The organism is Butyrivibrio sp. XPD2006 (assembly GCF_000420865.1).
Taxonomy (GTDB): domain Bacteria; phylum Bacillota; class Clostridia; order Lachnospirales; family Lachnospiraceae; genus Butyrivibrio.
Genome location: NZ_ATVT01000013.1, coordinates 1 through 25,790, shown reverse-complemented (window position 1 = coordinate 25,790; position 25,790 = coordinate 1). Strand labels below are relative to the sequence as shown.

Sequence of the window (25,790 nt, the reverse complement as noted above, 5' to 3'; positions counted from 1 at the left end):
TCTCTCTTTGTTGAGTTAAGAATACCATTATGTGTATCACAGAATTATCACACAGATTTCTTGTTCTCTTTTATCATCTTAGCAAGGGTTACAGCATTGGTTACAACTGTGGCGGCATCAAAGATAGCGCCTGTATATGACTTAAGGATGAAATGATAAACAGCCCACGGCACGAAAGAAAGTGTTACAAGGAGCTTGAACTTAACCGGATCCTTGATATCCATAAATATAATATAGACAGTGCAGACTGCTGCCGGAATAATTCCAAGAAATCCCTGATCGTTGAGCGCTATGGTAAATCCGATGGATGCCACGATCAGAATAACCTTCCACACCCAGTTGAGCTTGTCCTTATAGCATAGGAAATTCCTGAAGCAGGAAAGCACGTTGCTGACAGCACCGGTAACTCCTCCAAGAAGAAGCATGCTAACTGCCTGCATAAGGAGCTGGATTGTCTGTACAATAAGTATCTTACTTTTTTTCTTGATGGCGCCGGATCCTACCTGAACAACAGCTGCCACAAGATCAATGATGTTCGCAATTATAATATTCATTTAACACTGATACCCTTCTTAACTTTTCTTACTAATATCATGATAAATATCATGTCGATGAAAAGAGCTATCGCAATGCTTCCAACACCTGTTGCGATGCCAAAATCATCGGCGATAAAACCAACTATCGAAGGCATGATTATAGACCCGAGACTGGCAGTTGTCAAAATAAAACTCCAGGCGAGGCTGTATTTCTTTATGAGCTCCCCGGCAAAAGAGACAGTGGTCGCATAAATACCTGCCATAGAAAAGCCAAAGCCCATTATTCCTATGACAATAGGCGTTGTCGACTTGGACATGATGAGCACGATGAAGAACAGCACTATTCCTACTCCCATTGCCGGCAGAAGGTTCTCCTTTTTGACTCTGGTGGACAAAAATGCTGTCGTAAGCCTTCCACATAATATCATTACCCAGAGGATACTGGCAGTGCTCTGCGCAAGGTTGGGCGGCAAAAGACCTGTATCCTTGAAGTACGTGATCATCCAGCCGATTACGCCCTGCTCGGCGCATAGATAGAAGAACAGAGTTGCTGTAACAATATAGAAGATTGGTTCACGAAAGAACCCGAAAGTATTGCCGTCGCGCTTCTCTTTACTCTTCCCGGCATCTTTTGGATCATCCTGATCCTCAGGGATCATATAGTACATAATGCAGGTCAGAACGCCAAGAACCACCAGGAGCATACATGCATAGCTCCAGTTTGCAGACTGCGTCCTTGTGATCATCATCAGGATAAGCGGGAACACGAACGCACCTATAGCAAAGCATGCATGAAGACAGTTCAGCGCCCAAGCCATTCCGGTGGCTATTGAATTTATCTTGGTATTGCAGTAATTACTGGATGCTCCCCTTGCAACTCCTGTTGCAAAGAATGCAAACGCCAGAAGAAATCTGTTTCCTCCAAGAAGCATTATAAGAAATGATAATGGGAAAAAGACCTCGAAAAGGAGTATGCTCTTTTTCCTTCCGATAAGCATTGGAAGTGCTCCGGAGAAAAAGCTTGAAAAGAGATTTCCCACAGAATGCAGACTTACTATAAGTCCGCAAAACGCATAGTCAAGCCCGTGAGCATCTCTTAAAAACGGCAGTAGTGATCCTATAGAAAGCGCCAGCATTCCGTTGGCGAGAAATACCGCAAAGCACAATATGAATTGTTTTCTTTTTATCTTATCTTCCATTCGTAATTCTTCCTGTTCATTTAGTTTTCTGATTTAGCCAACCAACATTATACTGAAGATTTGTTTTTAAATAAATGAAGATATTATACAATTTGTTGTTTTATTTACCTCTTTAATGTGTTAACATGGTGAAGTGTAAGTATGTATGAAAAAAGAAAGGGGAAATATCATGACATCATCACAAATCGGAATTATCATCTCAATTCTTGTGTATCTGTGTGGCATGCTCCTGGTGGGCTTTGTCAGCTCCAAAGATACCAATGACGTAAAAGACTTTTATCTGGGCGGAAGAAAGCTCGGTCCCTTCGTCACTGCCATGAGTGCAGAGGCCTCCGACATGAGCTCTTACCTTCTTATGGGCGTACCCGGACTTGCTTACTTTTCAGGTATTGCCGATGCCGGCTGGACAGCTTTTGGTCTTATAGTCGGAACCTATCTCAACTGGCTCTTTACCGCCAAGCGCCTTCGTAATTACACTGAATCACTGGATGCCATAACCATCCCCGATTATTTCAAAAAGCGTTTCAACGACAATAGCAATGTTATCCTTTGCCTCGGTGCTGCATTTATTCTTATCTTCTTTGTTCCCTACACAGCATCCGGTTTCTCAGCCTGCGGCAAGCTCTTTTCATCTCTGTTCGGAGTTAACTATCAGCTGGCCATGATCGTATCGGCAGTCATCATCGTCGGATACACAACAACCGGTGGATTCCTGGCTGCTTCCAAGACTGACTTTATCCAGTCAATTGTTATGACTCTTGCCCTAGCTTTTGTAGTATGCTTTGGCATCAACGCTGCGGGAGGTATTTCAGCGGTTTCAGAAAACGTAAAGAGCCTTCCGGGCTTTTTGAATGTAAGTGCAACCTACAACAACGCCACAGGTTCTGCGGACTCTTACGGTTTCTTTAATAAAGTCACCATGTTCTGCTGGGGACTCGGATATTTCGGAATGCCTCATATCCTTCTTAGATTCATGGCTGTAAGAAAGTCATCAGAACTTAAGCTCTCCAGAAGGATTGCTTCTGTATGGGTTGTCTTCTCACTCGGTGTAGCCGTAATCCTCGGTGTTATCGGAAGGGCAATGACTCAGGCCGGCGCTCTTGAATCTCTGATTGAAGATCCGACCAGCTCATCCAAGGCAGAGACACTTATTGTTGTTCTGGCAAATCAGATCAGCCAGTACAATTTCCTCTTTGCTCTTATAGCAGGTATCATCATCGCGGGCATCCTTGCATCAACAATGTCCACCGCAGACTCACAGCTCATCGCAGCATCCTCAGCTGTTTCCGAGAATATTGTTCAGGACACATTGGGCATTAAACTCTCTGAGAGAGCAGCTATGCTTACTGCAAGAATCACACTTATCGCTGTTGCAGTATTTGGTGTCATAATCGCATGGAATCCCAACAGCTCAGTATTTGGTATCGTATCCTTTGCATGGGCAGGCTTCGGCGCAGTATTCGGACCAGCAATGATCATGTCCCTTTACTGGAAAAGAGCTAACAAGTTCGGTACGATTGCAGGAATGGTTTCAGGCGGAGTAATGGTATTCGTATGGAAGTACCTTGTAAGACCTATGGGTGGAGTATGGAACCTGTACGAACTGGCCCCCGCATTCCTTGTTGCAATCATCATGATAGTTGTTGTAAGTCTGTTAACACCTGCTCCGGATGATGAGATGGTATCCAAATTCGAGCATGTATCAAAGATGTCTTAATATAAAATAGCCATAAATCCCTAATTCTTAAAAAGAGCTGTCAACCCCGTTCTGGAGTGACAGCTCTTTGTTCGTAGTTATTATTTATCTCACTTCACACCAAGGACTTTTTTCACCTGGGCAGAAGTAGCAATAGGGTAAACATCTTTCATATGGTCTGTGATACGCTTTCCGGAATCAGCAGATGACTCTTTATAAGCAGAAGTCACATGTTCATAACCCCACAGTGTCTCAGGCCTGGTATAGATTGCTATAGGCCATCCGTACAACTCACCTTTTTTGTTCTTTCTCTGCCTGAAGTCCCTGACACATAGATAAGTCTTCATCTGAAGATCGGTCACGGTACCATCAAAGCCCTTCTCCTTGCCCTTACCAAAACCGGCTCTGGCCTTGAGTTCGTTGGAATAAACCTCATCCTCAACTTCCAGCACATCCATGATCTTCTTCTGACGCCTTGAAGCCTTCTCGTCGTCCCAAAGGGCATCAAAATCATAGCCATCCCGTCTGTAGTTTGCAAAATACGGAAGCCACTCTTTGGAAATAAATCCAGCCTTCTTATCAAAAAACTTACCGTAGGCAACCTCTCCGCTTCGGGCAATAACTTCTCTCCACTCCCAGGGATCAACCTCAGGATCACCGCACCACCAATAGTCCGGCACAGTGCGCTCCTCCAGTGAAAATCCCGGAATATCATTTTTAAACAGCGGTAAAAAGCCTGTCTCATTTATGTAGTTTATCGCATCCCGAACAGTATGCAGGCATTCCGGATCGTTCCAGTCAACACCATACATTATCCAGGTTCCGTTTTCATTACCCATGCTCTGCCTCTGATTTATTTGCCGTCAGGAAAGCTTGTGAAGGATCCTCTCTCCACCTCGGGTTCACCATATTTCTCTTTGGCATCGGCAAAAGCTTTGATCATAAAGCTCATGTTCCTGGCCAGATTCCTCATGGTCTGAAGGCCTTCAAGGTCCTTCTCCACGTCTTCTCTTGAAAAGCCGTGAACCTGGTTCCAGTAGGTGCTTGATGCAACAGGCATTCCACTGATGGTAAAGTATTTATTCAGTACATCGAAGGTTGCTGTGTTTCCGCCCCTTCTGCAGCTCACCACAGCCGCACCAACCTTGAGGTGCTTGGAGAATGAAGTACTGTAAAAGAGCCTGTCCATAAACGACAGGATCGTGCCGTTGGGTGAGCCATAATAAACAGGGCTTCCGACAACCAGTCCGTCTGCCTCTTCAAGTTTGGGAGCAACCTCGTTAACCAGGTCATTGACAACGCACTTTCCGTTCTTTTCACAATATCCGCAGGACACGCATCCTCGAATATCCTTGTTGCCAACCTGAATAACCTCAGTCTCAACGCCCTCATCCGAAAAGACCTTGATCATCTCCTCTAACGCTCTGGCCGTACAGCCGTTTGCGTGAGGACTGCCATTAAGTAGTAATACTTTTGCCATAGAAACCTCCTAATCAATTGCCCTATGCCTTTTTCCTGCCGGACTCTATAAGCTCTTTTTCAAAAGCTTCCGGATTCTTGAGGTAATAATCCTGATGATATTCCTCTGCCTCATAGAAGCTCTTAAACTTCTCAAGAGCGATCTGAACGCGCTTTCCGGTCTCCTCTTCCAGCTTTCTGATACGGGCTTCTGCCCTGAGCTTCTCTTCCTCAGTGGTGTAGTAGATTGCCAGAGTATAGGAAAATCCCTTGTCAATAAACTGTCCTTCGCCGTCAAAGGGATCCACGTTGGCCAGGAAGATATCAAGCAGCTTGTCATATGAAACCTTCTCAGGATCATACTCAAGCATTATGGTCTCGCGATGGCCTGTCTTCTGCGCCTTCACATCTTCGTATTTGGGATTTTTCTCATCCCCGCCGGAATATCCGCAGACAACCTTGTCCACTCCATACATCTTATAAATCGGTGTGACGCACCAAAAACATCCACCGGCAAAATATGCTCTCATAACTCTCCTACCTTTTATCAATTTGATGAAGAAGATGTTGCGGAAGAAGTGCTGGCAGCCATGATAGCAACAAGCATTGCAGTCTGCTCTGCAATTACCCTTGCCACAGTTCCGCTTATAACAGACGCTCCAACCTTGTAGTTCTCATCGGAATTATCTCCTGCAACCACCATGGTTCCAAACATAAGCCTTGTAGCCTTGCCCATGTCAAACGCACCAAAGCCCTTATTGCCCTTTAAGTAATCGGCTGTCTCTGCAACCTCTGCCGCAATATCATCAGGGCCAGCACTGACACCTATAAGTGTTCCCAAAGAAGCCAGCTCATAGCCCTTGCCATACTTGGCTCCTGCTGCAGCAAAAGCATCAAAAATTTCTATAGCCTTGTCTGCCTTGTCCTGTGCATTGCCGGTGTATGAAGTAAGAACCTGGCTCAGTGAATATACTGCGTTGTCATGAAGAGCGAACTTCTTCTTGAGAATCTGATAGGTCTCTTCAAGTTCCTCCAGAATAACTTCTGTCTTCTTGTCGCTGATGGCAAGAAGGACAGCAAAAGAAGTATCCTCATCCGATGTAAGTAACGGATGAGCCTTATTCATGCCCTTTAAGATTTCGTTAGTCTTCTCAATAACAGCATCCGCATCTGATGCCTTTCCCACATCGCAAACAGTCATGGCAGCAAGTGCTCTGTAATTGGATTCCCAGAACTTACCCTTCTGGAACTTCTTATATACTCCTGTAACATCCTCGAGATAGCGCTCGGGATCATCGCTAAGAGCCATCTTCGCAGTAACTATGAGCTCGCTGTTACCCCGAAACTCTGAGAATATTCCCTCTTTCTTCCTGAGTATCTTCTGACACTCTTTAAGTCTCTCGACATCGGCGCTCCTATCCTTCTCAGCGAAAGTAGCAGCAGCAATCGCAGCAATGCTGCTATTCTCGAGCCAATAGCCCTTATGAATAAGTTTCCAGTTCTCGATCAAAAGATCGCATTTTCTTGTAATTGCTTCCCTCATTGTTGCTCCTCCTATAGATGTCATTATTAAGCAATATTATAAATGTTTTTTATGTATATTTTATGAACATTATGCCTCTTCTAAGATATCCCGGCATTCCCTGATAAGGGACATGTTGCTGCAAAGGATAAGAACCTCATTCCAGCATGTATAAACTTCATCTGCAAGAGATTCAACATCCTCAAATCTCCACATGACCGCGAAGTCCTCGTAACCTGTGATATCATTGAATCCGTTGATCTCACGGTCAGCCTCATCAAACACCCTCTGCCACTCATCAGATGCTGTTCCGCAGAATGCCACGTTCTTGCAGCCCTTCTTAAGGATCACGTCTGCCAGTTCCTTGATCAGAGTTTCATCTATGATCTCGTCGGTCACAATTATCACCGTATGATTGGAAAGGTCCCTTAAGTTCTTCCTGTTATCAAAGATCCTGCGGTTAAAGATTCCAAAAGAAATATTCTGATTTAATGTATCCTCTGTATATATGTGCTGAATCATGGTAACTCCTCCTTCTCAATCAATGAAGCTTTTATCTGTTATACACAGGTTAGCAAGGATTGAGTCCCATTTTCAGTACAGTAACTCACTTTGGAAGCGCTACATATCCGCAATCTTCGATCAGCTTCTGTCCCTCTTCAGACAAAAGCCACTCCACAAGCTCTTTTACCTTCTCATTATCATTGTCCTTGCGATAGACAACGTAAAAATTGGCAGTCAGAGGATATGCACCATTCCTGATATTCTCTGCGTCGGGATATACGCCGTCAACAGCAAGCATTTTAACACCGTCATCGGATACCATTCCCGAGAGATAGTATCTGAAGGAATATCCGATGGCACCTCCCAGGATCTTGAGCGGATCATGGGTCAGCACAATGTCTTTTCCCATGAACTTCTCCATCATGGTCTGTGAGCCCGAGCCCTTGATCCTGACCAGTGGATTTATGAGCTTTGACGGACCACCGACCTCTTCCCAGTTTGTGATCTCGCCTGAATAGATAGCACGAATCTGATCCGCCGTGAGACTGTCTACCGGGTTGCTGGTATTAACAAAGAATACAAAAGCTTCAAGTCCTACGGGAACAATCTCCAGTTCAACTCCTTTTTCTGCTGCAGACTCAAGCTGTTCCCCCGAAGGATGAGCGGTAAAAAACAGATCTACCGAGCCATCCACCATGGCATCAAAGCCTCGTATCGTATTCTGATACTGCATCACGCTGTCACCAGCGAAGTTCTCTCCGTAGAAATTGTCATCGGAAAAGCTTCCACCCTCATAAGTCACGCTTCCTTCCGGATAGCAGTTGTCAATAACCGAAGCATAGACAGGGACAAGCGCAGCAGCTCCGTCCAGCACCGGAAGATCATCTTTACCAGAAAACTTCAAAGAAGAATCCACTTTCGCAAGGTCAGACTCCTCCTCAAAAGGTAAATACTGCGATACATCAATCATCTTCCTCTGGGACGCTCCGCTGAAATTGTTGCCCAGTCGTCTTGTTACAGTCATAAAAATAAAGCCATTTACCGCGACTGTAACCAGTACCACCGATAAAATGGCTATTATTCGTCCTCTCATCACCATATCTCCTGAGATATCAAATGTATTATTGATGAATTCTCATATGCTTTATATGCGTATATGCAATGCGCCACAGTCAGCAACAGGCATACAGCACATACAATAACTAATATTGTAAAAAATCTCTTATCACTCATCACTCTAACCGGCACTTCTTACATATTGGCCACTATTGCCCATGTGATCAAAAACATGAACAAATAGCATCCTCCGATAATCAGTCCAATATAAAGCAATACAGTCATCAGTACTGTCACCCATGTTACAGCACGGGTCTTTTTTGCTTTTTTGGCCTCTTGCTCATAGTTGTTATCGTTTTTATTTACTTCCATCGCCACTCCTGCAAGGATCAGGTCACGCACCTGTACTCTGTCTTATCACTCTGAAACTCTTATTCCATTTCTGCTCTATTCCTCTCCAGCTGTATGTAAGCTCCCCGTTTGGATAGAGGCAGATAGATTTGGATGTTATCTCCGAAGGATTGTCGTAAGAGTCATAATATGCTCCTCCGCTTACCCCCTGTGACATCTTTTTGTAAACGAAACCATCGATTGTTATTACTTCCGGGAACTGTGTTATCATAATACACTCTCCAATTGAACAAAAGGATTAACAGGTTTCTACTACAGTATATTGTAGAACTATTCCTTTCAGAATACAAGATAATGTATTTAATCTCTTTGTGCGAATTTTGTGTATAATTATCTAAAAAATCTGACAAAATCGTGGGGAGATAATCATGAAAAAAAAATGTGTGCTCTGTCTGTTCATTGCAGCAATGATTTTTGCCATGACAGGCTGTGGCTCAGAGACGATAGATGAATCAAAATATTTTCTGTACACCCCTGAGAGCGGAAAAAACATGCCTCTTGTAATTGTCTTTCACGGCTACGGCGAGACCGATAATGCAGGAACCACCAGAACCGTATCCACACTGACAGATGCCGGGGGCCAGAGCAAGAGACCCTGCTACGTACTGGCACCACATATTGAAGATGACACATTCCTTGCCCAGACGAACAGGGAAGCTCTTTATTCAGAAATAAAGAAGATATCAGATAATCTCATCTCTAAGGGCAAAGTCGATCCAGCCAGGATCTATTGTATGGGAAATTCTTTCGGCGGTCTTTCAACAGTTGAGTTTCTGGAGACCTATCCCGAATATGTTGCAGGTTCCATAGTCATGTGTCCCGCGCTGACATACTCTCGGGATTCAACAACAAATCTCTCCGGAATAAAAGACATTCCGATATGGTTTGCACATGCTACAAACGACAATGTTATTCCTGTCGATGTCAGCAGATCGGCTGTCATGACCTTAAAGGCCATGGGCGCTGAAAATGTGAGCCTTACCGAATTCTCTGATCAGGAAATGCTCTCCTGCGGTGCTCTTACAGGCTTCCATCAGGCGGATTTTGCAGTGATGGCAGACGAGACGTTCCTTGAATGGCTCTTTTCTCAAAAAAAAATAATGGCAATGCAACAATTGTTGCCCCGTAAATGTATAAATGTTAGAATGCTGAGGGTATAGCCTGCATTCGTAATATTTTCATATCATCATAGAAAGGACAGGTAGTTATTGTTGAAAAAAGTATTCACCAAACTTGTTAGTATCGTATGTGCGCTTGTCATGGTTGCCGGCATGACAGCCTGCAATGTCAATGTGGAAACATCAAACAATATCGGAAAATCAGCTGTTGAATATAACACAGAATATCTCGCAGACAATTTCGAGATTGAAGATTTAGTGGCTGAAATCATTGCAACAAAACTTGACGAGAGAGATTTCGGCAAGATCAAATCTTACAAAAAGAAGATCGTAAACGGCAACGGAAGCATGACCTTCGGCGACGGCAAAAAGAAATACACGATCAATGTTGAGGATGGTTATATCTCCACTGTCACAGATGCGGACGGCATGGTGATCATGACACTCGATGACATACTTGAAGAAGCAAACAATCCGCAGCCTGACACCACTCAGGACACAACAACGGTTGATCAGCAGGATCCCGGACAACAGGAGCCCGCTCAGCAGGAGTCTGAGGTTACAGATACTCCGATTGATACAACTAATGACACCACTACTTCAAACACAGGAAGTGATGCTCCTGCCACCAGCTCATATCTTTCAGCTGATGCACAGTCAATCCTGGACGGACTTGAAACTGATTACTCAAAGGTCAAATGGGGCGTACAGTATTCGCCTACAGGTATGGATGGAGTTGTCATCTCAGTAGCTCCATATACAGCTTCCAATCTCTCATTCCTATTAATCGGCGTCACAAACCTTTATGACCAGGATATAACCTTTTCCGCCAAGGCAATCGCCAAGGGAACGAGTGGACAGGAAGTAGGAAATGCATCCTTCTATGAACTTGCAATAAGGCCGGGCAATACTGTTGTGAAAACTATTTATTGCAACGATGCACCTACAGGAGAACTTCACTGGGATTACATTGAATTGCCGAATGTTTATGACAAGAGCGTTTACTGGGAGAGCGACTGGACTATAAAAACAGATAAAGACGGATTCTTCGAAGTACCTTACAGAATAGTCTCTGAAGAAAAAATGGTTCCGGGATCTGTCACAGCCGTTATACTTGATGCAAACGGTAACATCCTTGCAGTAGAAGATGACTACAACATTGAAGAAGGCACAGATCTTTCCGGAACAATTTCGCTCTATACCAAAGATCTGGGCGGCACTCCCGCAGACCTCGCAATGTTTTCCAATCCTTTGGCACCACGATAATCTGTAATAAAGAAGAGCTTAAGCTCACAGAAAGATAAAGGGGTTCCCACAAATTGGGAACCCCTTAACTTTTTCTTTTTGAACCGTCACAGCTTACCGCCTGAAGTAGCAATACCTTCAATAAACTGTTTCTGGAAGAATATATAGATAATGATCATAGGCACGCAGGATATCAGCGCTGCCATCATAAGTTCCGGGTACTTCTGTGAGTACTGACCGTTCATCTTGGCAAGAGCAGATGCCAGAGTGGTCGCTCTGTTATCCGGGCAGACGATCATAGGCCACATAAGATCTTTATATGCAAAGACTGCAGTGAATATGCCCAGAGCCACCATTGATGACTTTACCAGAGGTGTCATGATAAACAGACACGTCTGAGGAATATTACATCCGTCAAGTCTTGCTGCCTCTTCAAGATCCTTTGGAAGCTGCATGTACGCCTGTCTCATCAGGAAGGTTCCAAACGCAGAGACAATTCCGGGGAAAACAAGTCCAAATATACTGTTGGTCATGTGAAGATTGCTGACCATGATGTACTGAGGGATTATAAATATCTGGACCGGTATCATCATCTGCAGAAGAACCAGCGCGAACATGAGGTTTTTGCCCTTAAAGTTAAGCCTTGCGAAGGCGTAACCGCTGAGCGTAGACGTCACTACCGCACACACAATCCTTAGAGCAACCATTAAAAGTGTGTTGGCATAGAGCCTTACAAAATCCATAGCCTTTATTACGTTTCCAAAGTTCTGCGTCTGCCATACCTTCGGAACAATAACAAAGGGATCTACCTGTGTAGTCTCCGAAACCGTCTTAAATGCTGTCAGGAACATCCACAAAAACGGCACCAGCATGGTTATGGAAACCAGGATAAGCACTATATAAATAATGGTATTACTGATTATATTTTTTGATTTCACACCCATACTCCCGTTACTCGTAATGTACCCACTTCTTCTGACCTATCAGCTGGATTGCAGTAATTATCATGATAACCACCAGAAGTACGACTACAACTGTTGCGCCGTAACCTTTTTTACTCTGTTCAAATGAATACTTGTAGAACAGATATACCAGCGACTCGGTCTTTTTCCAAGCAGGATTGTTCATATCAATCATCATGTAGATAAGGTCGAATACCTGCATGGCCCCTATTACTCTCGTAACAATAACAAAGAAGATCGTAGGCGAGATCAGCGGAATTGTAATATGTATAAGCTGATCCCATCCGTTGGCACCATCGATTGATGCCGCTTCGTAAAAGTCTCTCGGAACCTCCTGAAGTCCCGCCAGGAAAAGAACCATGTTATAACCCAGCATGGACCATATACCTATTACTGCAATCGAGTAGATTGCAAGGCTGGGGCTGGAGATCCAGTTGACTTTGATGTGGAACACGTTGTTGATAAGACCAAAGTTCGAGTTATAAAGCCACTTCCAAACCATGGCGATTGCAGCCGGGGCCACAACCATTGGGAGGAAGAATATTGTCCTAAAGACATCTCGGCCCCTTAGCTTCTTGTTCAAAAGAACTGCAAGAAGCAGCGCAATCACTACTGAAAATGGCACTTCCACTAAGGCATACTTAACAGTATTCCACAGAGCCTGCCAGACTTCGGTATCCCCAAGGACCTTCTCATAGTTTTTAAGTCCCACGAAAACATTGCCCTTGCCGAAGTCTCCGGTCTTATAAAAGCTCTGTCTGACCGTATCTATCATCGGATAGATGTTTAAGACAATCAGTCCTATCATTGTGGGCAGGATAAAGATCCATCCCCATATGAATTCACTTTTTTGTCTTGCTGTAATTTTCATACTTATTCCTCTGCCAGGTCTTCATTCATCTGAGCTGCGATATCCTTGCAGACATCCTCTACAGGTCTCTCACCTGTCCATGCATCCTGAAGCTTCTCGATCATCATATCTTCCCAAACTGTGGTATCTCTTGAGTAAGGTCTGAATACAAGCTTAGCATCAAGCATCTTCATATGTCCGTTGAGGTCGAAGCAGTCTACGCTGTTAACCCATGCATCTGATGTTCCCATGTAAGCTGACATTGTTACTCCAAGCTCTGCCTGCTTAAGCTGGCCTTCCTTTGAGCAAAGGTACTCGATAAGACTCCATGCTGCGTCAGGGTTCTTTGTATTAGCTGCTGCTGCCCATCCAAGTCCGTTATAGATTGAAACTCTGTCTGAAGGGTCTTTTGTGAAAGGAAGAACTGCTACGTCACAGTTAGCTGATGTGTACTCGTTGTCACGATAGCCTGCAAGCATCCATGATCCGCTGATGCACATTGCTGTCTTGCCGGCATTGAGGAGCTCGTTAGGAGCTGTCTCTGATACAGTTGCAAGGTCAGGACATGAACCTGCTGCGATCATATCTGTGAAGAGCTTTACTGCCTTGATTGAGTTAGGATCATCCATTCCTGAGGTCTTCTTATCATCGCTGATAACATATCCGCCCATTGAATAGATTGTGTTGTAGTAACCTTCCTGGTTGTTACCGGGAGCAAGTGCAAATCCCCAGTGATCATCATTTGTGAGCTTGGCTGCTGCCTCTGCAAATGTATCCCATGTCCATGTATCATCAGGATAAGCAACGCCCATTTCATCAAAGATTGTCTTGTTGTACCAAAGAGCGATGGTATCAATATCCTTAGGAACCGCATACTGCTTGCCGTTTGACTGATACAGCTTAACGATACCTTCATAGTAATTATTGAGATCTATTGTGTCACTGCTGTTGATCCTGTCTGTTAGATCAAGAAGCTGATCGTTCTCCATATACTTCTGAGCTACGTTTGAGTGCATCCAGAATACATCGGGAAGCTCTCCGCCTGTTGCGCCTGCTTCAAGAAGTGTCCAGTAGTTATTCCAGTCTACTACCTGAATAGTAGCCTTAACACCTGACTGTGCGCTCCACTCGTCAACGATCTGCTGAAGTCCGGGTCTCTGGCCCTCATCCCAGATTGTTACTGAAAGCTCACCCTCAACACTGCTTCCGATACTTGTTGGCTGCTCTGCTTCTGCTGCCGGTGCTTCTGCAGCTGGAGCTTCTGTCTGTGCAGGTGCTTCTGTTGTGGCAGGTGCAGGCTCACTTCCACAAGCTACTATAGAAGCTGCCATGATTGCGCCCATGATAACTGAGCATGATCTCTGGATAAAACTCTTTTTCATAAACATAACCTCCATTCGAATAAAACCTTCTCTAAAAAGTTTACTGTAACCGTTACTTTCACCCCATTCCGATCACGATTACGCCTATATCATAATAAATACGCGTCGGTTTTGGGATGGTTTTTCGTGTTGTTTTGATGTCATAATGTGATATGATGTCATTTTGCTTCCAAAACTTCCACATAGGAAACAAAATCTCTTCCGACAGCAAGACCATCCGAGGAGAGTTTTCCTACCGGAACTCCAAGATTCATAAGCTCATCGCCGTAATACTCTTCCCCTTTAAGCATATAAACCGCATCTTCTTTAAGTCCGGCCAGTCTGAGGAATCCCGGAAGCATATTTACATTTGATCTCATGCAGTAGAGGCCGAAAACAGCTTTTTTGCCGTCTTCAGAAACCACGATCCATGCTGCCTGATCAGCTTCAAATGGTGACCTGAGTCTGTAGAACTTCCCAAACTGCAGGAGTTCTCTGTTCTCCTTCATGAATTCGATCTGTCTTTTGACCTCTTCAAACTCTTCGTCTGTTATGTGGTTAAGGTCCAGCTCATAGCCAAATGCCCCAAAGAATGCAACATTGGCTCTTGTCGATATCGAAACATCCCTTCCTGTCTGCTGGTTGGGACACGCTGAAACATGCGCACCTATCGAAGATATCGGATATCCGTAGGATGTACCGTACTGTATCCTGATCCTGTCAATAGCATCTGTGTTGTCGGAGCACCATGCCTGAGGCGCATAATAGAGCATTCCGGCATCAAATCTGTTTCCGCCTGACGAACAGGATTCGAAGAGTATCTCAGGAAACTCGGTCCGCAGCCTCTCATAGAGACTGTAAACGCCCATTATATATTTGTGATAAACCATTCCCTGCTTCTCAGGTGGCAGTTCTGCGCTGTACACCTCCGTAAGGGAGCGGTTCATATCCCACTTGATGTAGCTTATGGGAGCGTCTGTCAGCACCTTCTTAAGCATGCTGTATATGTAGTCGACAACTTCCTCTCTGGAATAATCCAGAACCAGCTGATGCCTTCCAAGGGAAGCTTTTCTGCCGGGTGTCTGCAATGCCCAATCCGGATGCCTTCTAAAGAGGTTGCTGTCCGGATTTACCATCTCAGGCTCAATCCAGAAGCCGAACTTAAGCCCCATGGCGTTCATCTTTCGGGCAAGTCCTCTGATTCCCTGAGGAAGCTTGTCCGGGTTCTCAACCCAGTCCCCAAGGCCGGCATAGTCATCATTTCTCTCGCCGAACCAGCCATCATCAAGAACGAACAGTTCAATCCCTGCTTCCTTGGCCTTCTCTGCTATATGAAGGATCCTCTCTTCAGTGAAATCCATGAATGTGGCTTCCCAGTTATTGATAAGGATCGGCCTTGGTTTATTCTTCCACTTGCCTCGCACCAGGTGATTGTTAAACAGGCTGTGATATGTCTGGCTAAGGTCATTGAGACCGCTGTCCGTCACAGCCATTACTACCTCGGGTGTCTCGAATTCCTCGCCCTTATCCAAAGGCCAGGCAAATCTTTCAGGGTTGATTCCCATCAGTATTCTGGTGCGTCTGTAGGTATCGCATTCAGCCTGAGCTATGAAGTTTCCGCTGTAAACCAGCGAAAAGCCGAACGCTTCACCTGTAAACTCATCTGTATTCGGTCTTTTAATGATGATGAAAGGATTTTGGTTTGCACTGGAAATGCCTCTTTTGCTCTCGATCATAACAGAGCCCGACGAAAGGTCTTTTTCCTGAGGAATCCTCTCACGTGCCCAGGCGCCGGAAAACTGCATCCAGCGGTAGTTCTGATCCGGCAGGTCAAGGCAGGTGCTCATGACTTTGGTCAGCTTAACGGTCTCCGCACCGTCATTTCTGAATACCGCATGTCTTACTACAACCGGGTACTTGTCAAATATTGTATAAGACAGTATCAGGCTCATTCTGGCCACATCATCTTCTAAAGTAACCTCCAGAGTCATAGCCTCGTTTTCCTCTGCATATGTCGCAGGGAGCCCCTTTAGCGGAGTCTTTCCTTTGAATATACTGTGACTTTTGTAGGTAAAAGAGCTGACGCAGGACCCGTTACTCTGTTCCATTTCATAAGCCGACGCACCAAAGTCTGTGGTTCCGAATGACGGATACTCCTGCCTGTTAAGCTCTCTTGAATAGCTCTCAGTATCAGGATCCACAACTATGTTTGGAAGGCCTCCGCGATACTCCACATAGGAAAAGTCCTCCTTGTCATGGACTTTCTTTCCAAAGTAAATGCCTCCAAGCTCTCCCACAGGTGTGACGCCCATGATGTAGCTGATCTTGTCGTTATACAAATGATATTGTCTTGATTTTTTGTGCCAAATAATGTTCATTCGTAAAACCCTTCAAAGTTAGTTAATGCTTCGTTAAATAATCGGAATAAGATAGTATCAGTATAGCCTAAGCTTTTCATGATTCTGAATGGCATTATTTGATTTATGGATGTCAAAATGCGACATGTGATATATAATGATTTTGGGGGAACGAGAATGGGGGTATAAGTTATGGCAGTACCAAAACTAGAGGGGTGTGATTTTTGTAAATTCGTCAATTACGAAGATTCTGACGACTTTTATCTGTATGAGCTCGGCCGAAACAAGTGCGAGCCTCTTTATTCCTATGAACATTTCGTTCAAAACCGGATAATCCTGCACATTATACTAAAGGGTAAGGGAATTCTGCGCATCAACAACAGGCAGTACGATATCCACGAGCACCAGATTTTCCTTATACCTGATAATACAAGGGCTTTCTATCAGGCTGATGAAAATGAGCCATGGGAATATGTCTGGTTTCACATAGGTGGTCCTAAGATTCCTCAGATTCTCAAGGAATCAGGCCTTTCACCCGAGCATCCCGTCTACACGCCTGTGGACCGCTCATCTGCCAAGATAATTGAAGACCTGGCCATGGATATGCTCAAGCACTACAGTCGTCAGTATTACTGCATCGGCACTCTCTATAAAATATGTGATTACATGATTGAGAAATCTGCTTCGAAAGAAGACAAAGACGTCAATAATTCTCTTTTATATGTAAAGAATGTTATTTCCTATATAAGACTTAAGTATTCCGAACCGGTCAAGATCGATCAAATTGCACTGTCTCTCGGCCTTAACAGGAGCTATTTAACGCGCCTTTTCAAGGATGCCACAGGATATTCACTTCAGGAATACCTTATAACCTATCGCATGAAGATGGCAGTCAAGCTCCTTGCTGACGAATCCATGTCCGTAAATCAGGTGGCTGCAAATGTAGGTTATACCGACACCTTCACTTTTTCAAAGGCATTTAAAAGACATTTCGGCAAATCACCTTCAGAATATCGCAGCGCTGTATAAGCTTAACGCTTTACCATGCTAAGTTTCCTGCAATATGCCAATTTTGTGCAATAAAAACAAATATATTTCCTTCTTGAGTTTCGTTTTTATGGTAAAATATTAACCAGAAGTATTGCTTTATGGGGGAATTCAATATGGGTCTATTCGACAAACTTTTCCAGGGAAACAAAATCACAATTGCATCTCCTGTTAACGGAGAAATAGTGCCTATAAATCAGGTCAAAGACGATACCTTCGCTCAGGAAATGGTAGGCAAAGGCGTTGCTATCATTCCTTCAGACGGTAAGTTTTATTCGCCTGCTGACGGTAATCTTATAGCTCTTTTCCCAACAGGACATGCATTCTGCATAAACTCCAATGACGGAGCTGAAATACTCGTCCATATCGGAATCGACACCGTTAAGCTTGAAGGTCAGCACTATACCATTCATGCAAAACAGGGAGATACCGTCAAAAAAGGTGACCTCATCGTTGAAGTAGATCTTGAGGGCGTAAAAAGCGCCGGCTACGATGTCATCACTCCTATGATCATCTCAAATCCCAATAAATTCTCGAATCTTGAGAAAAAGAGCGGAACCGTAGCAGCCGGCGATGCTGCTATCGTGCTGAGCAAATGAATGTAATTGCAGAAAGCAATTCATAAATAAAGGAGGACAAAAGTATGATGAAGTATCTTCAAAAGATCGGTAAATCTCTGATGCTTCCTGTCGCAGTTCTTCCAGCAGCAGGTATTCTCTATGGTATTGGATATTGGATCGATCCAACAGGTTGGGGTGCCAACAGTGTTTTGGCAGCATTTTGTATAAAAGCTGCATCGGCGATCATTGATCAGATCCCGATTCTTTTTGCCATCGGCGTATCCGTAGGTATGGCAAAAGACCACGATGGAACCAGTGCTCTGGCAGGTCTTGTCTCATTCCTGATGATCACCACTCTTCTCAGTACAGGCGCAGTTGCTATGTACAAGGGTGTTGACGCTTCAGAAGTTCCCGCAGCTTTCGGTAAGATCCAGAATGCATTTATCGGTATTTTAGCCGGTATCATCGGATCAAGCTGCTACAACAGATTCAAGGATACCAAACTTCCTGACTGGCTTGCATTCTTCAGCGGAAAGAGATCCGTTGCAATTGTTACTGCGATTGTTTCAGCCGTTACAGCAGCTATCCTGTACTTCGTATGGCCTGTAATCTTCGCAGCACTTGTTGCTTTCGGTACAGCTATCCTCGGCCTTGGCGCAGTTGGATCAGGTATCTATGCAATGCTTAACCGTGCACTTATTCCTCTTGGATTGCACCATGCTCTTAACGCCGTATTCTGGTTCGATACCGCAGGTATCAACGACCTCGGACTCTTCTGGTCAGGCGCAGAAGGCGCAGTTAAGGGTGTTACAGGACAGTACATGACAGGATTCTTCCCTATCATGATGTTCGGTCTTCCCGGCGGTGCACTTGCTATGTATCACACAGCAAAAGACTCAAAGAAGAAATCTGCAGCATCTCTGCTTCTTGCAGGATCACTTGCTTCTATCTTCACAGGTATCACAGAGCCCCTTGAGTTCGCATTCATGTTCATGGCTCCCGGCCTTTACCTTGTACATGCGGTTCTCACAGGTATCTCTGCAGCAATCTGCACACTCCTTCCTTTGAGACTTGGCTTTAACTTCTCAGCAGGACTTGTTGACTACATTCTCAGCTTCAAGGCTCCTATGGCTGTTAACCCTTGGCTCCTTATCCCGGTTGGTCTTGTATTTGCTGTTATTTACTACTTCGTATTCCGTTTCGTTATCACCAAGTTCGACCTTAAGACTCCCGGCCGTACAGATGACGAAGATGAAGATGAAGAGAAGATCGAGCTTGCAAACGACGACTTCACAGCAATCGCTGAGCGCGTGCTTGCAGGTCTTGGTGGAAAAGACAATATCGTAGAAGTTGACTACTGTGCAACAAGACTTCGTACAGAGATCAAGGACTACACTCTTGTTGATGAGAAGGCAATCAAGAACGCCGGAGTTGCCGGTGTTATCAGACCTTCCAAGAATGCAGTTCAGGTCATTGTCGGACCTAAGGTTCAGTTCGTACATGATGAGCTTAAGAAACTGCTCTGATTCAGCTAAATAATTAAAAATCCTAGGTGCTAAATTGCACCTAGGATTTTTTTTGCATTTTCTATACGATCCTGAGTCGGTGATTCCACACCTTCAAGGCGATATGGAATTCCAAGCTCTTGATATTTAGGTACGCCCAGAGTGTGATAAGGAAGTACCTCAACCTTCTCAACGGAGGGCAGAGTATCTATAAACTCCCTGGTGCGATGCAAATAATCATCATTATCGCTTCCTCTGGGAACAAGTACGTGGCGTATCCAGATTGGAATGCCCATGTCCGATATCTCTTTTGCCATCTGAAGGATGTTGGCGTTATCAACACCTGTCAGCTCCCTGTGGGCATCAGGATCTATATTCTTAATATCCAAAAGAACCGTGTCTGTAAGACTCATCAGTTCTTTCCATTTTGTGTAAAAAGGTTCATCATGAGTGAAAGGCTCTCCGGCTGTATCTATGCAGGTACTTACGCCGGCGGCTTTTGCCTTTTTAAACAGGTCAAGCAGAAAATCAATCTGGAGAAGCGGCTCGCCACCACTTACTGTGATGCCTCCGCCGTTTTTCCAATATGGTTTAAAACGCAGAGCCTTCTTTAAAAGCTCATCAGCTGTATACTGCTCTCCCTCGCCTTCCTTCCAGGTCTCAGGATTGTGGCAAAAAGCACATCTCATCCTGCATCCGCTCAGGAAAATGAGGTATCTGACGCCGGGTCCATCCACGGCGCCAAAACTCTCCAGCTTGTTTATATATCCTATAATTTCACTCATTAAAAAACTCCAATATTTCCGGTACTTATCAAAGTGCCTCGTGGCAAGTACGAGAAATTACGTCGAGCTGCTGCTCCTTAGTCAAGTCGATGAACTTAACAGCATATCCTGATACACGGATAGTGAAGTTAGCATACTCAGGCTTCTCAGGATGCTCCATAGCATCGATGAGCTTCTCCTTACCAAATACGTTGACGTTAAGGTGGTGTGCACCCTGGTCGAAGTATCCGTCAAGTACGTTTACAAGGTTATTTACACGCTCTTCCTCAGTGTGTCCAAGGGCACCCGGGTTGATTGTCTGTGTGTTAGAGATTCCATCAAGAGCCTCTTCATAAGGAAGCTTAGCAACAGAGTTAAGTGATGCAATAAGACCATTTACTTCTGCGCCGTATGCAGGGTTAGCACCGGGTGAAAGCGGCTCGCCTGCAGGACGTCCATCAGGAAGAGCTCCTGTAGCCTTACCATAGACAACGTTAGATGTGATAGTAAGGATAGATGTTGTAGGCTCTGAATCTCTGTAGGTATGGATGTGACGAAGCTTGCCCATGAATGTGCGAAGAAGCCAGATAGCGATTTCATCAGCTCTGTCATCATCATTACCGTAACGAGGGAAATCACCCTCAATCTCAAAGTCCTTAGCAATTCCGTTCTCATCACGGATAGCCTTAACCTTAGCATACTTGATAGCTGAAAGTGAGTCTACACAGTGTGAGAATCCTGCGATACCTGTAGCAAATGAACGACGTACATGTGTATCGATGAGAGCCATCTGGCATGCCTCATAGTAGTACTTGTCGTGCATGTAGTGGATCATGTTAAGTGTTCCAACATAGAGGTGTGCAAGCCAATCCATCATCTGGTCAAACTTGTGCATAACCTCATCATAGTCAAGGTACTCAGAAGTGATTGCCTTGTACTCAGGTCCAACCTGGTCTCCTGACTTCTCATCAACACCACCGTTGATAGCGTAGAGAAGACACTTAGCAAGGTTTGCACGAGCACCGAAGAACTGAAGCTCCTTACCTGTCTCTGTTGCAGATACACAGCAGCAGATTGAGTAATCATCACCCCATGTAACACGCATTACATCATCGTTCTCATACTGGATAGAAGATGTTGTAACTGAAATCTTAGAAGCGTACTTCTTGAAGTTCTCAGGAAGACGACTTGAATACATAACTGTAAGGTTAGGCTCAGGTGAAGGTCCCATGTTCTCAAGTGTGTGAAGGAATCTGTAGCAGGTCTTTGTAACCTGGTGACGTCCGTCAAGACCGATACCACCAACCTCAAGAGTAGCCCATACAGGATCGCCTGAGAAGAGCTGGTTGTAAGACTCAATACGAGCAAACTTAACCATACGGCACTTCATTGTGAAGTGATCGATGATCTCCTGTGCCTCCTGCTCTGTGATGATTCCCTTTGCAAGGTCACGAGAGAAGTAGATATCAAGGAATGTTGAAACACGTCCTACTGACATAGCAGCACCGTTCTGTGTCTTGATAGCTGCAAGATATCCAAAGTAGAGCCACTGAACAGCTTCCTTGGCAGTTCCTGCAGGCTTTGAAATGTCGATGCCGTAGATGGCGGCCATTTCCTTCATGCCCTTAAGAGCATTGATCTGATCTGTGATCTCCTCACGAAGCTGGAAGTCATAACGACGCATTCCCTGACGCTCAGTTGCCGCGAAGTCAGCCTGCTTCTTCTCGATGAGGTAATCGATACCGTAAAGAGCAACTCTTCTGTAATCGCCTACGATACGACCACGGCCGTATGTATCAGGAAGACCTGTAAGAATCTTGTTGTGACGAGCCTTCTTCATCTCAGGTGTGTAGATGTCGAATACGCCCTGGTTGTGTGTCTTGTGATATTTTGTAAAGATCTCGTGAAGCTTCTCACTTGGCTCATAACCATACATTCTGCATGACTGCTCTGCCATTGTGATACCACCGAAAGGCATGAAAGCTCTCTTAAGTGGCTTGTCAGTCTGAAGACCAACAATCTGCTCTAAATCCTTTGTTTCTTCTGAAATATAGCCGGCACCATGTGAAGTAAGAGAAGATACGACGTCTGTATCCATATCAAGGACACCGCCCTTTGCTCTCTCCTGTGCCTGAAGCTCCTGAAGCTTGCCCCAAAGCTTATTTGTAGCCTCTGTAGGGTCTGCTAAGAATGATTCATCTCCATCATATGGAGTATAGTTGTTCTGGATGAAATCACGCACATCAACGTTGTCTTTCCAAACGCGACCTACGAAGCCATCCCACTGTGTGAATTCATGATTCGCCATTGTGTTTCCCTTTCTATTTATAAACAATCTGTAAAATAGCCATTACATACTATACCATATGGGTGTCAAAAAATTAACAAATTAATTAAGAAGATTTCTCATTTTGTCGAAATAGACAATTTATCTCAAAAAACTGAAGACTTCTTGTAGGCTTTTACTTTTCTTTTTGAGCATAAAAAAGACACTTTTTAGAATTTCTTCTAAAAAGTGTCTCAATTGTTTGTCTTATTACTGATTACTCAGCTACGTAAGGCATAAGTGCAAGATGTCTAGCACGCTTTACAGCTGATGTAAGCTCTCTCTGGTGCTTAGCACAGTTACCTGTGATTCTTCTGGGAAGAATCTTGCCGCTCTCAGAAACGAACTTCTTAAGCTTAGCTGTATCCTTGTAATCAATTACATTATCCTTGCCACAGAAAACGCAAACTTTCTTTCTTCTGTGCATTCCACCCTTTCTCCTTACTGGAGAATCGGATCTATCAGACTTTGTGAAAGCCATTGTATATTCCTCCTTTTAGTTAAAAGGCAGCTCCTCTTCGATTCCGTCAGGAATGTTCATGAAGCCATCGCCTGCTGCAGCGGGAGTGGAATTACTAGCTGGTGCACTTGCCTGAGCAGGTGCGCTGTTTGCACCGTAGTCAAAGTTTCCTCCGTTTGATGAAGAGTTCTTAGACTCTGCAAACTCCTGATCTTCCACAACCACCTCGGTTGTGTAGACCTTAACACCATCCTTGTTGGTATAACTACCTGTCTGGATACGTCCTGTAATAAGCATCTTAGTACCTTTCTTAAGGTACTTCTCAGCAAACTCACCGGCCTTACCAAAGGCTACGATACTGATAAAATCAGCTGTCTGCTCGTTAGGGTCGTTGCTTCTTGTTCTCCTACGGTCAACAGCAAGTGTATATCTTGCGATTGCCATGGGCTCAGCGCCCTGTGAATATCTTACTTCAGGATCTCTGGTTAAACGTCCACATAAAATTACTTTGTTCATTTTTCGTCCTCTTCTATTTAAGCCTCGTTCTTAACGCATAAATATCTGATGACGCCGTCCATGATTCTCATGCGAGCTTCGATCTCAGCGGGAGAAGTTGGCTCACCATCGAACTGGATGAAATAGTAGAAGCCTTCTGTCATCTTCTCGATCTCGTATGCAAGCTTCTTCTTGCCCCACTCATCGATGTTGGTAATCTGACCACCATGCTTCTCGATAGTTCTCTTTACCTTCTCGATGACTGCGGTTCTTGCGTCGTCTTCGATCTTTGCACTAACAACAACGGCTAATTCGTATTTGTTCATGCTATTTGTTACCTCCTTTTGGTCTCTGGCCACTTGTATCAGTCAAGTGACAAGGAATTTATCACAGGATGATATGTTATCATAAATCCGAGAACTATGCAAGTCCTTTTTTATAATTCAATCCCCTGGAGAGCTGCAAGCTCAGTAAAGACTTTTCCAATCTTATCCCTGATTATAAGGGTATTCTGAGCTCCGCTTATCTGTATTTCACTCTGATTGATTATCACAAGGTTTTTACCCCTGAAATAATTAATGAATGACGCAGCCGGATATACAGTAAGTGATGTACCACCAATTATCAGCATATCCGCACTTGCTATTGAGCTTATTGCTCCGTCAACCTGATCATCGGGAAGTCCTTCCTCATAAAGTGTGATATCAGGTCTAATAGTTCCTCCACAGGAGCATTTTGGTATTGGCTCTGTGGATTCGAAAATATAGTCAGCCGGATACTCTTTTCCGCAACTCATGCAATAGTTACGCAGAGCACTTCCATGGATCTCATAGACCACTTTGCTTCCGGCCTTTTGATGAAGGCCATCGATATTCTGAGTCACGATAGCCTTGAGCTTGCCTGTCTTCTCTAAAGCTGCCAGATATTTATGGGCATTGTTGGGCTCGATATTCCTAGTATCCATCTTTTGTCTGTGGAACTCATAATATACCTTGGGTTCATAGACAAGACAGGAATGACTGAGGAGATATTCAGGCTGATACATATCGAATCTGACATCATGCTGGTTGTATAATCCGTCTTTACTTCTAAAGTCCGGTATTCCGCTCTCTGTGGAAACACCTGCACCGCCAAAAAATACTATATTATTAGAATCGTCGATAAGTTCTTTTAGCTTTTTGACTTCCTCCATACAATGCCTCCTTTCGCTTTTTAGAAGCCTGCTTTCTTAAGAAGATCTGCAAGAGAAGTTGTAGCCTCTCCTTCGCTTTCAAACTCGATTTTCTCTTCTGTAACCTCTTCTGCTCCGATTTCATCGACAGCTTTCATGCTAAGGCTGAGTTTACCATCTTTGATAGCTGTAACCTTAACCTTAACAGTCTGTCCAACCTTAAGAACCGATGATGGATGTGCAATCCTCTGATTACAGATCTGAGAAATATGTACGAGACCGGTTGTGCCATTCTCAAGCTTCACAAAAGCACCATAGTTCTGAATGCTCTCAACAACGCCTTCTGTTACAAGTCCAACCTGAACCTTGGCAATTGCCTCTGCCTTCTTTTTATCAGCTTCTTCCTTAAGGTAATCCTTAGCTGACAGAACAAGCTTATCCTCTTCTTCATCAACAGTTATTACCTTAACCTTGAGAGTCTTACCTACAAACTCAGGAAGCTTCTCTTCATCAATATAAGAAAGAGAAAGCTTGGATGCAGGAATAAATCCCCTCTTCTCCTCAAGGAAAGCAACTACGCCTCCCTTAACAGCTTCTGTAACTTCTACATCCACATATTCACCGGAATCAAGAAGTGCATGAAGCTTGTCCCAGATGAAACCGTCTCCGTCCTTGCCCTTAGCAAGTGATTTGTCGATCTCATCCATAAAATCATTCATTGTTTCTTCTGCCATACCTTACCTCCAATTAAGACTAGATGAATAAATTATAGCACAAAAAAACCTATGAACAACGAATGTTCATAGGTTTTAGAGGTGACAGGCGGATTTGAACCGCCGCTCGAGGTGTTGCAGACCTGTGCCTTACCGCTTGGCTATGTCACCAAATAAGGTATTTTCGATGAATGACTCCGACGAGAATCGAACTCGTGTTACCGCCGTGAAAGGGCGATGTCTTGACCGCTTGACCACGGAGCCTTAAGCTGAGCCGTGATTAACAATCAGGCTTTTCTTTCTTCCGCTCTGGCTGCTCCACTAGGCTCGACAAGACCTCGCCAAGTGGCCATCCAGGCTACGCACCAAACTCGAAAGGACCTCGTTAGGTGCTATCGCTCCCCCTGTCGGACTCGAACCAACGACACTTCGGTTAACAGCCGAATGCTCTACCGACTGAGCTAAGGAGGATTA

The 25,790-nt window shown here is 44.4% G+C and carries 27 protein-coding genes and 3 tRNA genes; 6 read left to right on the top strand and 24 right to left on the bottom strand.

The annotated features are described in order from the left end of the window. Window positions 1–47 precede the first annotated feature (47 nt). Together G590_RS0113830 and G590_RS0113825 are read right to left on the bottom strand one after the other, a co-directional pair. A complete protein-coding gene (locus G590_RS0113830) occupies window positions 48–554 on the bottom strand; it encodes a YgjV family protein (RefSeq protein ID WP_022766255.1) in 507 nt (168 codons plus the stop codon). Continuing rightward, complete coding sequence (locus G590_RS0113825) at window positions 551–1,735, bottom strand: MFS transporter (protein WP_022766254.1); 1,185 nt, start codon at window positions 1,733–1,735, stop codon at window positions 551–553. Before G590_RS0113825 ends, G590_RS0113830 begins: the two co-directional genes overlap by 4 nt. Window positions 1,736–1,904: 169 nt before the next feature. Here G590_RS0113825 and G590_RS0113820 point away from each other — a divergent pair, with 169 nt between their 5' ends. Further along, window positions 1,905–3,452, top strand: a complete 1,548-nt coding sequence (locus G590_RS0113820) for a sodium/proline symporter (protein WP_022766253.1) — start codon at window positions 1,905–1,907, stop codon at window positions 3,450–3,452. An 89-nt stretch (window positions 3,453–3,541) separates the two neighbouring features. Here G590_RS0113820 and G590_RS0113815 read toward each other — a convergent pair whose 3' ends face one another. The 8 genes from G590_RS0113815 to G590_RS0113780 all read right to left on the bottom strand — a co-directional run bounded on the left by G590_RS0113815 (window position 3,542) and on the right by G590_RS0113780 (window position 8,593). Beyond that, complete coding sequence (locus G590_RS0113815) at window positions 3,542–4,270, bottom strand: AlkZ-related protein (protein ID WP_022766252.1); 729 nt, start codon at window positions 4,268–4,270, stop codon at window positions 3,542–3,544. A gap of 14 nt (window positions 4,271–4,284) precedes the next feature. Continuing rightward, on the bottom strand, window positions 4,285–4,911 hold the full coding sequence (locus G590_RS0113810; RefSeq protein ID WP_022766251.1) for a flavodoxin family protein: 627 nt from the start codon (window positions 4,909–4,911) through the stop codon (window positions 4,285–4,287). Window positions 4,912–4,933: 22 nt separating this feature from the next. Continuing rightward, window positions 4,934–5,419: a peptide-methionine (S)-S-oxide reductase MsrA gene (gene msrA, locus G590_RS0113805; protein ID WP_022766250.1), complete on the bottom strand. Its 486-nt coding sequence runs from the start codon at window positions 5,417–5,419 to the stop codon at window positions 4,934–4,936. A gap of 17 nt (window positions 5,420–5,436) precedes the next feature. Then, on the bottom strand, window positions 5,437–6,432 hold the full coding sequence (locus tag G590_RS0113800; protein WP_022766249.1) for a DUF4003 family protein: 996 nt from the start codon (window positions 6,430–6,432) through the stop codon (window positions 5,437–5,439). A 69-nt stretch (window positions 6,433–6,501) separates the two neighbouring features. Beyond that, a complete protein-coding gene (locus G590_RS0113795) occupies window positions 6,502–6,933 on the bottom strand; it encodes a DUF7684 family protein (RefSeq protein ID WP_022766248.1) in 432 nt (143 codons plus the stop codon). Window positions 6,934–7,018: 85 nt separating this feature from the next. Continuing rightward, a complete protein-coding gene (locus G590_RS0113790; protein WP_022766247.1) occupies window positions 7,019–8,008 on the bottom strand; it encodes a PstS family phosphate ABC transporter substrate-binding protein in 990 nt (329 codons plus the stop codon). A 158-nt stretch (window positions 8,009–8,166) separates the two neighbouring features. Then, a complete protein-coding gene (locus G590_RS21400; protein ID WP_022766246.1) occupies window positions 8,167–8,343 on the bottom strand; it encodes a hypothetical protein in 177 nt (58 codons plus the stop codon). Between the two features lie 22 nt (window positions 8,344–8,365). Further along, window positions 8,366–8,593: a hypothetical protein gene (locus G590_RS0113780; protein WP_022766245.1), complete on the bottom strand. Its 228-nt coding sequence runs from the start codon at window positions 8,591–8,593 to the stop codon at window positions 8,366–8,368. A 157-nt stretch (window positions 8,594–8,750) separates the two neighbouring features. Here G590_RS0113780 and G590_RS0113775 point away from each other — a divergent pair, with 157 nt between their 5' ends. Further along, the gene (locus G590_RS0113775) at window positions 8,751–9,542 is read left to right on the top strand and encodes a hypothetical protein (protein WP_022766244.1); all 792 of its coding nucleotides are present in this window, start codon (window positions 8,751–8,753) and stop codon (window positions 9,540–9,542) included. A gap of 51 nt (window positions 9,543–9,593) precedes the next feature. Next, entirely contained in the window at window positions 9,594–10,766 is a 1,173-nt protein-coding gene (locus tag G590_RS0113770; RefSeq protein WP_022766243.1) for a hypothetical protein, read from the top strand. A gap of 86 nt (window positions 10,767–10,852) precedes the next feature. Here the strand turns inward: G590_RS0113770 and G590_RS0113765 are convergent, their stop codons facing one another. The 4 genes from G590_RS0113765 to G590_RS0113750 form a co-directional block, all read right to left on the bottom strand. Further along, on the bottom strand, window positions 10,853–11,689 hold the full coding sequence (locus tag G590_RS0113765; protein ID WP_022766242.1) for a carbohydrate ABC transporter permease: 837 nt from the start codon (window positions 11,687–11,689) through the stop codon (window positions 10,853–10,855). A 7-nt stretch (window positions 11,690–11,696) separates the two neighbouring features. Next, entirely contained in the window at window positions 11,697–12,578 is an 882-nt protein-coding gene (locus G590_RS0113760; protein ID WP_022766241.1) for a carbohydrate ABC transporter permease, read from the bottom strand. A gap of 2 nt (window positions 12,579–12,580) precedes the next feature. Next, entirely contained in the window at window positions 12,581–13,939 is a 1,359-nt protein-coding gene (locus G590_RS0113755) for an ABC transporter substrate-binding protein (protein WP_022766240.1), read from the bottom strand. 158 nt (window positions 13,940–14,097) lie between these two features. Continuing rightward, window positions 14,098–16,296: an alpha-galactosidase gene (locus G590_RS0113750; protein WP_022766239.1), complete on the bottom strand. Its 2,199-nt coding sequence runs from the start codon at window positions 16,294–16,296 to the stop codon at window positions 14,098–14,100. A gap of 171 nt (window positions 16,297–16,467) precedes the next feature. On the opposite strand from G590_RS0113750, the gene G590_RS0113745 reads away from it, so the two are divergent. From G590_RS0113745 to nagE, 3 genes are all read left to right on the top strand, one after another. Beyond that, entirely contained in the window at window positions 16,468–17,304 is an 837-nt protein-coding gene (locus tag G590_RS0113745; RefSeq protein WP_022766238.1) for an AraC family transcriptional regulator, read from the top strand. A 134-nt stretch (window positions 17,305–17,438) separates the two neighbouring features. Then, window positions 17,439–17,921: a PTS sugar transporter subunit IIA gene (locus G590_RS0113740; RefSeq protein ID WP_022766237.1), complete on the top strand. Its 483-nt coding sequence runs from the start codon at window positions 17,439–17,441 to the stop codon at window positions 17,919–17,921. A gap of 44 nt (window positions 17,922–17,965) precedes the next feature. After that, window positions 17,966–19,408: an N-acetylglucosamine-specific PTS transporter subunit IIBC gene (nagE, locus tag G590_RS0113735; protein ID WP_022766236.1), complete on the top strand. Its 1,443-nt coding sequence runs from the start codon at window positions 17,966–17,968 to the stop codon at window positions 19,406–19,408. A 29-nt stretch (window positions 19,409–19,437) separates the two neighbouring features. Here the strand turns inward: nagE and pflA are convergent, their stop codons facing one another. The 10 genes from pflA to G590_RS0113685 all read right to left on the bottom strand — a co-directional run bounded on the left by pflA (window position 19,438) and on the right by G590_RS0113685 (window position 25,787). Further along, window positions 19,438–20,172, bottom strand: coding sequence for a pyruvate formate-lyase-activating protein (pflA, locus tag G590_RS0113730; protein ID WP_022766235.1), 735 nt, complete (start codon window positions 20,170–20,172; stop codon window positions 19,438–19,440). A 28-nt stretch (window positions 20,173–20,200) separates the two neighbouring features. Beyond that, on the bottom strand, window positions 20,201–22,459 hold the full coding sequence (gene pflB / locus G590_RS0113725; RefSeq protein ID WP_022766234.1) for a formate C-acetyltransferase: 2,259 nt from the start codon (window positions 22,457–22,459) through the stop codon (window positions 20,201–20,203). Between the two features lie 235 nt (window positions 22,460–22,694). After that, a complete protein-coding gene (rpsR, locus tag G590_RS0113720) occupies window positions 22,695–22,958 on the bottom strand; it encodes a 30S ribosomal protein S18 (protein WP_022766233.1) in 264 nt (87 codons plus the stop codon). A gap of 15 nt (window positions 22,959–22,973) precedes the next feature. Continuing rightward, entirely contained in the window at window positions 22,974–23,453 is a 480-nt protein-coding gene (locus G590_RS0113715) for a single-stranded DNA-binding protein (RefSeq protein WP_022766232.1), read from the bottom strand. A 17-nt stretch (window positions 23,454–23,470) separates the two neighbouring features. Then, complete coding sequence (gene rpsF, locus G590_RS0113710; RefSeq protein WP_022766231.1) at window positions 23,471–23,758, bottom strand: 30S ribosomal protein S6; 288 nt, start codon at window positions 23,756–23,758, stop codon at window positions 23,471–23,473. A 110-nt stretch (window positions 23,759–23,868) separates the two neighbouring features. Next, window positions 23,869–24,624, bottom strand: coding sequence for an NAD-dependent protein deacylase (locus G590_RS0113705; protein ID WP_022766230.1), 756 nt, complete (start codon window positions 24,622–24,624; stop codon window positions 23,869–23,871). A gap of 20 nt (window positions 24,625–24,644) precedes the next feature. Continuing rightward, on the bottom strand, window positions 24,645–25,337 hold the full coding sequence (locus G590_RS0113700) for a S1 RNA-binding domain-containing protein (protein WP_022766229.1): 693 nt from the start codon (window positions 25,335–25,337) through the stop codon (window positions 24,645–24,647). Window positions 25,338–25,416: 79 nt separating this feature from the next. After that, window positions 25,417–25,487 (bottom strand) — tRNA-Cys (locus G590_RS0113695). Between the two features lie 21 nt (window positions 25,488–25,508). Then, window positions 25,509–25,580: transfer RNA gene (locus tag G590_RS0113690), tRNA-Glu, on the bottom strand. A 134-nt stretch (window positions 25,581–25,714) separates the two neighbouring features. After that, a tRNA-Asn gene (locus G590_RS0113685) sits at window positions 25,715–25,787 on the bottom strand. Between the last annotated feature and the right edge of the window lie 3 nt (window positions 25,788–25,790).

Excerpts from the sequence above, each read along its gene's own strand:
- G590_RS0113815 (WP_022766252.1), bottom strand. The coding sequence starts at position 4,270 with ATGGGTAATGAAAACGGAACCTGGATAATGTATGGTGTTGACTGGAAC.
- G590_RS0113755 (WP_022766240.1), bottom strand. The coding sequence starts at position 13,939 with ATGAAAAAGAGTTTTATCCAGAGATCATGCTCAGTTATCATGGGCGCA.
- G590_RS0113795 (WP_022766248.1), bottom strand. The coding sequence starts at position 6,933 with ATGATTCAGCACATATATACAGAGGATACATTAAATCAGAATATTTCT.
- G590_RS0113750 (WP_022766239.1), bottom strand. The coding sequence starts at position 16,296 with ATGAACATTATTTGGCACAAAAAATCAAGACAATATCATTTGTATAAC.
- G590_RS0113715 (WP_022766232.1), bottom strand. The coding sequence starts at position 23,453 with ATGAACAAAGTAATTTTATGTGGACGTTTAACCAGAGATCCTGAAGTA.
- pflA (WP_022766235.1), bottom strand. The coding sequence starts at position 20,172 with ATGAGTGAAATTATAGGATATATAAACAAGCTGGAGAGTTTTGGCGCC.
- G590_RS0113810 (WP_022766251.1), bottom strand. The coding sequence starts at position 4,911 with ATGGCAAAAGTATTACTACTTAATGGCAGTCCTCACGCAAACGGCTGT.
- msrA (WP_022766250.1), bottom strand. The coding sequence starts at position 5,419 with ATGAGAGCATATTTTGCCGGTGGATGTTTTTGGTGCGTCACACCGATT.
- G590_RS0113825 (WP_022766254.1), bottom strand. The coding sequence starts at position 1,735 with ATGGAAGATAAGATAAAAAGAAAACAATTCATATTGTGCTTTGCGGTA.
- G590_RS0113745 (WP_022766238.1), top strand. The coding sequence starts at position 16,468 with ATGGCAGTACCAAAACTAGAGGGGTGTGATTTTTGTAAATTCGTCAAT.
- G590_RS0113780 (WP_022766245.1), bottom strand. The coding sequence starts at position 8,593 with ATGATAACACAGTTCCCGGAAGTAATAACAATCGATGGTTTCGTTTAC.
- G590_RS0113820 (WP_022766253.1), top strand. The coding sequence starts at position 1,905 with ATGACATCATCACAAATCGGAATTATCATCTCAATTCTTGTGTATCTG.
- G590_RS0113760 (WP_022766241.1), bottom strand. The coding sequence starts at position 12,578 with ATGAAAATTACAGCAAGACAAAAAAGTGAATTCATATGGGGATGGATC.
- G590_RS0113740 (WP_022766237.1), top strand. The coding sequence starts at position 17,439 with ATGGGTCTATTCGACAAACTTTTCCAGGGAAACAAAATCACAATTGCA.
- pflB (WP_022766234.1), bottom strand. The coding sequence starts at position 22,459 with ATGGCGAATCATGAATTCACACAGTGGGATGGCTTCGTAGGTCGCGTT.
- nagE (WP_022766236.1), top strand. The coding sequence starts at position 17,966 with ATGATGAAGTATCTTCAAAAGATCGGTAAATCTCTGATGCTTCCTGTC.
- G590_RS0113790 (WP_022766247.1), bottom strand. The coding sequence starts at position 8,008 with ATGAGAGGACGAATAATAGCCATTTTATCGGTGGTACTGGTTACAGTC.
- G590_RS0113765 (WP_022766242.1), bottom strand. The coding sequence starts at position 11,689 with ATGGGTGTGAAATCAAAAAATATAATCAGTAATACCATTATTTATATA.
- G590_RS0113800 (WP_022766249.1), bottom strand. The coding sequence starts at position 6,432 with ATGAGGGAAGCAATTACAAGAAAATGCGATCTTTTGATCGAGAACTGG.
- G590_RS0113830 (WP_022766255.1), bottom strand. The coding sequence starts at position 554 with ATGAATATTATAATTGCGAACATCATTGATCTTGTGGCAGCTGTTGTT.
- G590_RS0113705 (WP_022766230.1), bottom strand. The coding sequence starts at position 24,624 with ATGGAGGAAGTCAAAAAGCTAAAAGAACTTATCGACGATTCTAATAAT.
- rpsR (WP_022766233.1), bottom strand. The coding sequence starts at position 22,958 with ATGGCTTTCACAAAGTCTGATAGATCCGATTCTCCAGTAAGGAGAAAG.
- G590_RS0113700 (WP_022766229.1), bottom strand. The coding sequence starts at position 25,337 with ATGGCAGAAGAAACAATGAATGATTTTATGGATGAGATCGACAAATCA.
- G590_RS21400 (WP_022766246.1), bottom strand. The coding sequence starts at position 8,343 with ATGGAAGTAAATAAAAACGATAACAACTATGAGCAAGAGGCCAAAAAA.
- G590_RS0113775 (WP_022766244.1), top strand. The coding sequence starts at position 8,751 with ATGAAAAAAAAATGTGTGCTCTGTCTGTTCATTGCAGCAATGATTTTT.
- rpsF (WP_022766231.1), bottom strand. The coding sequence starts at position 23,758 with ATGAACAAATACGAATTAGCCGTTGTTGTTAGTGCAAAGATCGAAGAC.